Below are 8,825 nucleotides of genomic sequence, written 5' to 3'. Positions count from 1 at the left end.
GAACGACTCAGAGGCCCCCGCGCGTCAGCACCTTGCGAACCATGGGATCACCGACTGCTTTGACTTCATCGCGGGCTACGATTCCGGGCATGGGGCGAAACCGGCTCCGGGCATGTGCCTGGCCTTCGCGCGGGCCTTTGCCTTGGACCCGGCGCGGGTGGCGATGGTGGGCGACAGCCGGCACGATCTGGAAGCCGGTCGTGCCGCCGGGATGCGCACGGTGGCGGTCCTGACGGGGATCGCCAAGCGGGACGAGCTTTCCCCCCACGCCGACGTTGTCCTGCCCGATATCGGCGCCATACCGGATTGGCTTTCGGCCCTGAAAGCCTGACTATCCACAGCGAAGCGCGAAAAACGACCAATACTCGTCGCAAACGCAGTGATCACCTGCGCTCTCCTTCCGTCATCTTCAGGGCAAGCAACGGAGACAGACCATGACCGACGAGCCAACCCGGAGAAAGCGCGCTGGTGGGCGGGCGGGGATGAAGGTCCGCGCGGGGACGGCGGTCATCGACCAGATGCCCTGGCGCATCCCGGTCAACCCTGACCGGCCGACCGAACCGCTGGATGCCGACGGGGTTCAGCGGGTCCACAAGACCGCGATGCGGATCCTCCGCGATATCGGGATCGAGTTCCTCAACCCCGAGGCTGTGGAGCATCTGCGGAAGGCGGGCTGCATCGTAAGCGGCACCAATGTCCGCATGGACGAGGCCTTCGTGATGGAGATGGTCGGCCGCGCGCCCGCGACCTTCACCATCACGCCCCGCAACCCCGACCGTGAGATCATCATGGGCGGAAACCACATGATCTTCGTCAACGTTTCCTCGCCCCCCAACGCCTGGGACATGGAGCGCGGCAAGCGCACGGGCGATTTCGAGACGTTCCGGGAATTCATGAAGCTCACGCAGTACTTCAACTGCATTCACGTCGCCGGGGGCTATCCGGTCGAGCCGGTCGACATCCACCCCTCGGTCCGCCACCTTGACTGCCTTTTCGAGAAGCTGACGCTGACCGACAAGGTCTGCCACGCCTACAGCCTTGGGGCCGAGCGGGTCGAGGACGTCATGGAAATGGTCCGCATCGCGGGCGGGCTTTCAGACGAGGAGTTCCGCGCGAAGCCACGGATGTACACCAATATCAACTCGGTCTCGCCTCTGAAGCACGACTACCCGATGCTCGACGGTGCGATGCGGCTTGCCAAGCGTGGCCAGCCGGTCGTCGTCACCCCCTTCACCCTGGCGGGCGCCATGGCTCCGGTCACGATGTCGGGCGCCGTTGCCCTTTCGATTGCCGAGGCACTGGCCGCCGTAGCGCTGCTTCAATACATCGCGCCGGGCTGTCCGGTGGCCATCGGTACTTTCACCTCGAACGTCGACATGAAGTCCGGCGCGCCCGCTTTCGGCACCCCGGAATACATGCGGGCGACGCAGATGACGGGGCAGCTCGTGCGGTTCTACGGCGTCCCGATGCGGGCCTCCGGGGTTTGTGCTGCGAACGTGCCGGACGGGCAGGCGATGTGGGAGACCTCGAACTCGCTCTGGTCGGCGGTGCAGAGCCGGACCAACATGGTCTACCACGCGGCGGGGTGGCTGGAGGGTGGGCTGATCGCGAGCCCCGAGAAGTTCATCATGGACTGCGAAGTCCTGCAGATGATCCAGCGGTACTTCGAGGAGGCGACCTTCGCCACGCGGGACGAGGACCTTGCTTTCGACGCGATCAAGGAGGTCGGTGCGGGCGGGCACTACTTCGGGATCCAGCACACCCAGGACCGCTATCAGCGGGCGTTCTATGCGCCGTTTGTCAGCGACTGGCGGAACTATGAGGCCTGGCAGGTCGATGGATCGGTCTGGACGGTGGAGCGGGCGCATCGGATCTACAAGCAGATTCTGGCCGAGTTCGAGGCGCCCGAGATGAACGGGGATCACCTCGAAGAGCTGCGCCAGTTTGTGGCCAAGCGGAAGCAGGAGGGTGGGGCGCCTACGGACTTCTGATCCGCGAGGCGGCGCCCTGCCAGACCTTGGGGCACGGTGCGCATAAAGTTGACCATAATGAAATCAATAGGTTGCGCATGGGTATTCACGATTTGCTAACAGCTGCGCGCGGGTTGGGGCGGGTTTCAAATTGAGCGCTGACGCGCGAAGACCTTTTGTCTCGCCCCCGCGCGTGAAGAACGCGCAGGGGCTCGGGCTAAGGGCCTCCGGCGGGGATATTTGGGCAAATGTGAAAGGCTGGAAAGCAGCTTCCTGACCAGTTGCTTCGTCCGGCAGCGACGGGTCTAGACGAACAGACGCCGCGCCGCCTCTTCCGCATGGGCAAGGGGGGCCTTCGGGCCGAACATGCGGACCGAGGCCCAGACGCCCTCGATGAACAGGAACACTGCCTCGGCCGTCTCGCGCGGGCGGGCCAGGCCTTGGGCGCGGGCGCGGGTTTCCAGAGTTTCGAGGACTCGGGTCTTCACATCAATGGCTGCCGCGTGAGCCGGATGCGAGGGGTTGGAGAATTCCGCCGCCGAACCTTGATAGGTGCAGCCCATGCACCCGCTGCGCCGCGCAATGGCAATCATCGCGGACACATAGGCAGTCAGCGGTTCCGGCCCGTCTTCCGGAGGTAGCCCCGTCTGTGAGCGTTCCTCGGCCTGAGCGATCCAGGCGACGATCAGGTCGTCCTTGGAAGGGAAGTGCTTGTAAAATGTGGCCTTGGCGACATCGGCCTCGGCAATCACCCGGTCGATCCCGATGGCGCGATAGCCTTCCCGGTAGAAGAGCGGCCCCGCGACCTGTAGAATCCTGTCCCGTGCGGACGGGGCTTTTTCGGGGGCTTCGAGAGTTTCACTTGACATGTAGACAGACCTGTCTGTATGAGTCGGATAGGTAGACGGACCTGTCTGTCTTTATCATAGGAGCAAAGCGATGAGAATAGGCATGATTGGCGGTGGTGGCGTGGGCCAGACACTGGGAGCGGCGCTGATTGCGAAGGGGCATGAAGTTGTGATCGGCATCCGCAATCCCTCGGCCGAGGAGCTTGCGAAGCCGCGGGCGCAAGCCGAACCGCTTGCGGAATGGGTGGCAAAAACAGGCGGCAAGGTCGGGACTTTTGCCGAGGCGGCGGCGTCGGGCGAAGTGGTGTTCAACGTGACGCAGGGCGCACATTCCCTTGAGGCGCTTCAGGCGGCAGGGGCCGCGAACCTGTCAGGCAAAGTGCTGATCGACGTCGCGAACCCGCTGGATTTCTCGGCGGGGATGCCTCCGTTCCTCAACCCGGCTTTCACGGGCGCCACGAGCCTTGGGGAGCAGATTCAGGCGGCATTTCCAGAGGCCAAGGTCGTCAAGGCGTTCAACACGGTCGCGGCTGCAGTGATGGTGACGCCTGGCCTGATACCAGGGGACCATGACCTTTTCGTCAGCGGCAACGACGGGGCTGCGAAAGAGGCGGTGAAGGACATCGCGCGGGGCTTTGGCTGGACCAGCTTTGCCGATCTGGGCGATCTGGTCGGCGCTCGGGCGCAAGAAGCAGTTCTGCCGGTCTGGGTGCGGCTCTGGATGACCGGAGGCACGCACCTGGTGAACCTGAAGGTGGTCCGGGCCTAAGCGGCCCGGACTGCTTCACTTCGAAAGCTCTGCCACAAGCTCGTCAATTATCTTGCACTGCCCCGAGATATCTTCACCGGCAGCGGCAACGTTCTGCACAGCCTCGTACACTTTTGACTGCATCGCGAAGAGCTTTTCCGGGTCGGAGATCTGAACCTCGGCTACTTTGGCGTCCAGCTCGGCCCCTTTCTTCTCAAGGAGCTCTGCGGTGCATTCTTCTTCGCTGTTGCAGGCGGTCAGGAGGCCTGCGGCAAGCAAGACGACGGAATTAAGTGCGATACGCATTCGATCCCTTAGTGTTGTTTGGAAATATGTGTATGGTTCATGTATTCATACTTGAGGATGTACACCTAACCAATTGCGCAGGATCAGAATGACCTGACCCGACATCTGAAGTTAGACCGTGCTGGTGTCTGCTTTCTGCAAATGGCAGAGGCCGCTTGTAAAGTGAACGTGGTCCGCTGAAAAAGAAGATGGTCCGGGCCTAAGACAGCCCGGACCGGTCAGGTCTTAGCCGTTCAGTTCGGCCATCATCTCGTCCATGGCCTTGCAGGCGGCGCTCAGGTCGTCTCCGCCTGCCGCGATCTTGGCGCCCAGCTCTTCCAGCTTTGGCATGAGCTCGGTGGCCTTTGCCTGGTCGGTCGTACCAACCTCGGTGATTTTGGCCATCAGATCGGTCGATTTCTTCTGCGCTTCTTCGGCGGTGCAGGTTGCTTCGCTGTTGCAGGCAGCCAGGAAGCCGGTCGCCGCCAGGGCCAGAATTGCAGGTGCAATACGCATGATTTTATCCCTCGGTTCTTGTTGAGATGCTCCACTTCGAGTTGTGGGCGCGGGCACCGTACTGTGGGTCAATTCCTGATACCAACCTTCGTGCCAGCACGCGCGGATTTCCGCTCGACACCGCCGCCGCCTTGACCTTTCGGCCCCGGTCCCGCAGGTTCGGCGGAAATCAAAGGGCCTGGTCAAGCGGGCAGAGGCAGATGGCAACAAAAACCGCACCATTCTCGGGCTTCGAGTTCATGATCGCCTGGCGCTACCTGCGTGCGCGACGGGCAGAGGGCGGGGTCAGCATCATGACCTGGATCAGCCTGATCGGGATCACGCTGGCGGTCTTTGCGCTGATTGCCACGATGGCGGTGCGAGCGGGCTTCAGGGCCGAGTTTGTCAGCACCATCCTTGGCGCGAACGCGCATATCACGATCTATTCGTCGGGTGAGACGGGCCCGGACGGCGAGCTGCTGCGGGGTTTCGTAGATAATGGAATGATCGCCGACGCGCTGGCCCAGGTGCCCGGCGTCACGCATGCGGCTGGAGTGGTGCGCGGGCAGGTGATGGTCTCGGACGGCGAAAACAACGCCGGGGCTGAGGTTTATGGCATGTCGGCTGAGGACTTCACCTCGATCCCGGCGATGACCGAGGGTGCTGACGACCTGGGTGACATCGCCCGCATTTCCGACGGGGTCGCGCTTGGGTCGGGCGTCGCGCGCGATCTTGGCGTGACGGTGGGTGACCGTGTGCGGCTGATCTCACCCAACGGAGTGAAATCGGCGCTGGGGTCGTCCCCCAGGGTCAACGCCTATGAGGTCGTCTATGTCTTCACGACCGGCAGCCCCGAGATCGACCGGACCCGCGCCTATCTGCCGCTGGAAGAAGCGCAGATTTTCTTCAACGCCGAGGGCCGGATCGACGAGTTCAAGGTGACCGTCGCCGACCCGGAGGAGATCGAGAAGTATGCTTCGGCGCTTCTGGGTGCGGGCGGGCCGACGGCGATGCTGTGGAGCTGGAAGGACAGCTCCGGCGCCTTTCTGCGGGCGCTGACTGTCGAGGACAACATGATGTTCGTCCTTATGTCGATCCTTGTCCTGATCGCCGCGATGAACATCATCTCGGGGCTGGTCATGCTGGTGAAGAACAAGGGCCGGGATATTGGAATCCTTAGGACCATGGGGCTGACTGAAGGCTCGGTGCTGCGGGTTTTCTTTCTGTGCGGGGCCTTTACGGGGATTGCGGGGACGGTGCTGGGGATCGCGCTTGGCTGTCTCTTCGCGATCTACTTCACGCCGATCTTCGACTTCATCAACTGGGTCGCGGGGGGCGGGGTCTGGGACCCGGAGGTGCGGCCGATCTATCATCTGTCGGCGCGGTTGCAGATGGGAGACGTCGTCTCGGCGGCGCTGCTGTCGCTGGCGCTGTCCTTTGTCGTCACGCTGCTTCCGGCCCGGCGCGCGGCGCGGATGAATCCGGTCGAGGCCCTCCGGTATGAGTGAGGCCATGCTGGCGCTCGACGGGATCGAGAAGGGGTACAACCGGGGCAAGCCGTCGGAGGTGATCGTGTTGCGCGGGGCCTCGCTGACGGTCGCGAAGGGCGAGGTTGTGGCTCTGGTGGCGCCGTCGGGGGCGGGGAAGTCGACGCTTTTGCACATCGCGGGGCTGCTGGATGTCGCTGATGCGGGGACGGTAAGCTTGGGCGGGGCGGAGATGGGGGGCCTTTCCGACCGGGTGCGGACCGAGGTGCGGCGGGCGGAGGTGGGGTTCATCTACCAGTTCCACCATTTGTTGCCGGAATTCAGTGCGTTGGAGAACGTGGTCATCCCTCAGCTGGCCAATGGCGCGACAAGGGCTGCGGCCGAGGCGAGGGCGATGGATCTGCTGGGGAAAGTCGGGCTGGGGCCAAGGGCGGGGCATCGGCCGGCGGCGCTGTCGGGCGGCGAGCAGCAGCGGGTGGCGTTCTGCCGGGCGCTGGCGAACGCACCGAAGCTTCTGCTGGCGGATGAGCCGACGGGGAACCTCGACCCGGCGACGTCGGACCAAGTCTTTGGAGTCCTTATGGAATTGGTGCGCTCGACCGGGCTTTCTGCGCTGATCGCGACGCACAACCTGGAGCTTGCGGCGCGGATGGACCGGGTGGTGCGGCTTTCGGCGGGCCAGGTGACCTAGATCAAGGCGGTGGACGTCAGAGCAATGTCTTCTGGGAGAAGGAGGACTGCTGATGCGACTGCTTTTTCTGCTTTCAGTTCTGATGCTTGGAGCCTGCGTGGAGCGCGAGGCTCCGACCGGGCGTGAGGATTTCGCGACTTTCTGCGCGGCTTGTCACGGCGCTTCGGGCCGGGGAGACGGGCCTGCGGCGGCGGGGTTGGACCGGAAGCCTGCTGACCTGACCGGGCTATCCGCCCGGAATGGCGGGGTTTTTCCGGGGACGGCGGTTATGGCGAAGATCTGGGGCTATACCGGCGTCAGTCCGGGGGACCGGGACGGTGGCTCGCCGATGCCGGAGTTCGGGCCTTTGCTGCAGGGGGAGCTCGTGCCCTATGACGGCGGCGACGGGATTTCCACGCCCACCCCGGTGCGGCTGGTGCAGATCGCGGAGTATCTCAAGACGCTGCAGGAGTGAGCCGTGGGGTCAAGGAGGGGTGAACGGGTTTGTTGAGGAGGGCCGCTGCGGGGGGGCGCAAGGGGTTCCAAGTGTTTGGGAACGCTGTGCTAATCCTGGAGATTTCGAACAGGTCAATGATCTTGGTTTCGTCTTGCTTTCATCTTGTTTCCGTCTCCCCCTCGTATCTCGGTTTTCGGGCGTTAACCACGATCTGCGACTCGTTTGTTAAGGGGGTGTTGACCGGGGATGATGCGCAGAGTCGTGCAAACTGCGGCGCTGGCGTCAGGCCGGGAGCCCCCACCCCCGGCCCCTCCCCACGGTGGGGGAGGGGAGGCGCTGGGTGAAACGGCGCACCCTTGGCCAGGCCGCGCGAATCTCGCAGAGATTGAGACTGGCGCCTGAGGATGGTGCGCTGCTTGCCCCTGAGGCGTAGACTGCGCGAGGATCAGAAGGTGCACAACGATATGCCAGCCGAGATCATAACCGCCGCGCTTCCCGACGTGCCGGCGATGGTCGACCTGTTGATGCAGGATGCGGAACGGCGGCAGGCCCACGATCCGGCGCTTTGGCCGCTTCTGGATGATGCTCGCGAGAAGATCGTGGAAGCAGTGACCTTCGCACTGACGGCGGAGAAGCAGCCGTTTCGGCAGAGTTGGCTGGTTGCAGAGAGCGATGGCGGGCTCGTTGGTCTGGTTCATACCGTGCGCGTACCCGTGCCTCCGATCTATGCGGGCGAGCGGGGCGATCCGGGCCTGCTGATGCCGGAAGCCTTTGTGGCAGAGGACGCTCCCGATGGCACGCTGGAGGCTTTGGTTGACGCGGGCGAGGCTGATCTTCGTGCGTCAGGGGCGAGACTTCTGCTGGCCTCCTTCGTCTGTGGCGACGAGTGGCGCGGGGCGTTCCGTGCGCGGGGCTACGAGCCCGTGACGCTATATCTGTCCAAGTCCGGTCTGGATGGCGGATCGCACTTCGCGGGGGTGCGGACAGCTACGGACGAGGACATCGGGGGGATCGTAGCCCGAAGCGCAGAACACAGGGCAATTCTTCGCGAACTGGACATGTTCTGGACCATTCATCCCGAAGCCGACGCTCGCTTCGGCAGCTGGATGAGGAAGAGCCTCACCCTGACGGACCGGGATATGCTGGTGTCAGCCCCACGAGAAGACCTTGATGGATATGTTATCGCGCAGCCCGCATCGAGGCTGCATTTCCCGCCTGCACACGACATCTGTGCTACTGGGGTGATTGACGACTTCTTCCACCGCCAGTTTGCCGATCCTGCGCGGATGGAGGAGAGCGATGCCGCTGCGGCATTGCTTCAGGCGGCAGAGGCGTCATTCGCCCCGCGAGGGATCAGGACGGCATTTCTCGTCTGCCCGGCGGCATGGGCTTCAAAAGTCGCGGTTCTTGAGAACGCCGGATACAGGACTGCGATGGTCTGGATGATCAAGCGGTAGGGGAAAGGCGGCTGCTCCTCGTTCGCCTTCGGCTCCTCCTCGCGGGCGCGTTGCGACGAGCGGTCGAAGACCGACGAGGAGCGGGGCGGTCAGTCCTCCCAGACGTCCTGGCGGGGGAGGCCCATGCGGTCGAAGACGCGGTCCATGATCTTCTGCACGAAGGCCGTCTTGGCGCGGGTGTAGGCGGCCATGTCGGTGCCGTGGACGGCGGCGAGCTCGCGTTTCAGGGCGGCATACTCGGCCGCCGCTTCGGGATCGGCGATCAGGGCGTCGCGCATCAGGCGCTCTTTCCGGAGGGGCCAGCTTTCCCACGTGACGATGTGGAGGTTGAACTGTGGTGGGCCGTCGCGTGACAGAAGGAAGCGGTCGCGCATTCCGGTCGCGATTACCGAGTAGCTTTTGCTCTTG

General features: G+C 63.7%; 11 protein-coding genes. 7 read left to right on the top strand and 4 right to left on the bottom strand.

Features of this window, described 5'->3' with window-relative positions; all coding sequences use genetic code 11:
• The coding region (locus ACRCSW_RS17850; protein ID WP_438706996.1) for an HAD family hydrolase at positions 1–331 on the top strand (331 nt) is incomplete at its 5' end.
• A 103-nt stretch (positions 332–434) separates the two neighbouring features.
• Positions 435–1,991, top strand: coding sequence for a trimethylamine methyltransferase family protein (locus tag ACRCSW_RS17845; protein WP_438706995.1), 1,557 nt, complete (start codon positions 435–437; stop codon positions 1,989–1,991).
• 284 nt (positions 1,992–2,275) lie between these two features.
• On the opposite strand, the gene ACRCSW_RS17840 is transcribed toward ACRCSW_RS17845, so the two are convergent.
• On the bottom strand, positions 2,276–2,839 hold the full coding sequence (locus tag ACRCSW_RS17840) for a TetR/AcrR family transcriptional regulator (protein WP_438706994.1): 564 nt from the start codon (positions 2,837–2,839) through the stop codon (positions 2,276–2,278).
• 70 nt (positions 2,840–2,909) lie between these two features.
• On the opposite strand from ACRCSW_RS17840, the gene ACRCSW_RS17835 reads away from it, so the two are divergent.
• Positions 2,910–3,587 (top strand): NADPH-dependent F420 reductase, encoded by a 678-nt coding sequence (locus ACRCSW_RS17835; protein ID WP_438706993.1) that lies wholly within the window; start codon positions 2,910–2,912, stop codon positions 3,585–3,587.
• Between the two features lie 15 nt (positions 3,588–3,602).
• Here the strand turns inward: ACRCSW_RS17835 and ACRCSW_RS17830 are convergent, their stop codons facing one another.
• Positions 3,603–3,872: a hypothetical protein gene (locus ACRCSW_RS17830; protein ID WP_438706992.1), complete on the bottom strand. Its 270-nt coding sequence runs from the start codon at positions 3,870–3,872 to the stop codon at positions 3,603–3,605.
• A 225-nt stretch (positions 3,873–4,097) separates the two neighbouring features.
• Positions 4,098–4,367: a hypothetical protein gene (locus ACRCSW_RS17825; RefSeq protein ID WP_438706991.1), complete on the bottom strand. Its 270-nt coding sequence runs from the start codon at positions 4,365–4,367 to the stop codon at positions 4,098–4,100.
• A 200-nt stretch (positions 4,368–4,567) separates the two neighbouring features.
• On the opposite strand from ACRCSW_RS17825, the gene ACRCSW_RS17820 reads away from it, so the two are divergent.
• The 4 genes from ACRCSW_RS17820 (at position 4,568) to ACRCSW_RS17805 (ending at position 8,417) form a co-directional block, all read left to right on the top strand.
• Positions 4,568–5,854 carry a lipoprotein-releasing ABC transporter permease subunit gene (locus ACRCSW_RS17820; RefSeq protein ID WP_438706990.1) on the top strand — a complete coding sequence of 429 codons (1,287 nt, stop codon included), beginning with the start codon at positions 4,568–4,570 and terminating at the stop codon, positions 5,852–5,854.
• Positions 5,847–6,524: an ABC transporter ATP-binding protein gene (locus ACRCSW_RS17815; protein ID WP_438706989.1), complete on the top strand. Its 678-nt coding sequence runs from the start codon at positions 5,847–5,849 to the stop codon at positions 6,522–6,524. Before ACRCSW_RS17820 ends, ACRCSW_RS17815 begins: the two co-directional genes overlap by 8 nt.
• A 52-nt stretch (positions 6,525–6,576) precedes the next feature.
• Entirely contained in the window at positions 6,577–6,978 is a 402-nt protein-coding gene (locus ACRCSW_RS17810) for a c-type cytochrome (protein WP_438706988.1), read from the top strand.
• A gap of 434 nt (positions 6,979–7,412) precedes the next feature.
• The gene (locus ACRCSW_RS17805) at positions 7,413–8,417 is read left to right on the top strand and encodes a hypothetical protein (RefSeq protein ID WP_438706987.1); all 1,005 of its coding nucleotides are present in this window, start codon (positions 7,413–7,415) and stop codon (positions 8,415–8,417) included.
• An 89-nt stretch (positions 8,418–8,506) separates the two neighbouring features.
• Here the strand turns inward: ACRCSW_RS17805 and ACRCSW_RS17800 are convergent.
• On the bottom strand, positions 8,507–8,825 hold a 319-nt coding region (locus ACRCSW_RS17800; protein ID WP_438706986.1), incomplete at its 5' end, for a GrpB family protein.

It is taken from the genome of Tabrizicola sp. (assembly GCF_051645465.1).
Lineage (GTDB): Bacteria > Pseudomonadota > Alphaproteobacteria > Rhodobacterales > Rhodobacteraceae > Tabrizicola.
This window is presented reverse-complemented; position numbering and strand designations above follow the sequence as displayed.

What these genes read in the sequence shown, in the direction of transcription:
- ACRCSW_RS17820 (WP_438706990.1), top strand. Translation starts at nt 4,568, where the DNA reads ATGGCAACAAAAACCGCACCATTCTCGGGCTTCGAGTTCATGATCGCC.
- ACRCSW_RS17815 (WP_438706989.1), top strand. Translation starts at nt 5,847, where the DNA reads ATGAGTGAGGCCATGCTGGCGCTCGACGGGATCGAGAAGGGGTACAAC.
- ACRCSW_RS17840 (WP_438706994.1), bottom strand. Translation starts at nt 2,839, where the DNA reads ATGTCAAGTGAAACTCTCGAAGCCCCCGAAAAAGCCCCGTCCGCACGG.
- ACRCSW_RS17845 (WP_438706995.1), top strand. Translation starts at nt 435, where the DNA reads ATGACCGACGAGCCAACCCGGAGAAAGCGCGCTGGTGGGCGGGCGGGG.
- ACRCSW_RS17835 (WP_438706993.1), top strand. Translation starts at nt 2,910, where the DNA reads ATGAGAATAGGCATGATTGGCGGTGGTGGCGTGGGCCAGACACTGGGA.
- ACRCSW_RS17825 (WP_438706991.1), bottom strand. Translation starts at nt 4,367, where the DNA reads ATGCGTATTGCACCTGCAATTCTGGCCCTGGCGGCGACCGGCTTCCTG.
- ACRCSW_RS17830 (WP_438706992.1), bottom strand. Translation starts at nt 3,872, where the DNA reads ATGCGTATCGCACTTAATTCCGTCGTCTTGCTTGCCGCAGGCCTCCTG.
- ACRCSW_RS17810 (WP_438706988.1), top strand. Translation starts at nt 6,577, where the DNA reads ATGCGACTGCTTTTTCTGCTTTCAGTTCTGATGCTTGGAGCCTGCGTG.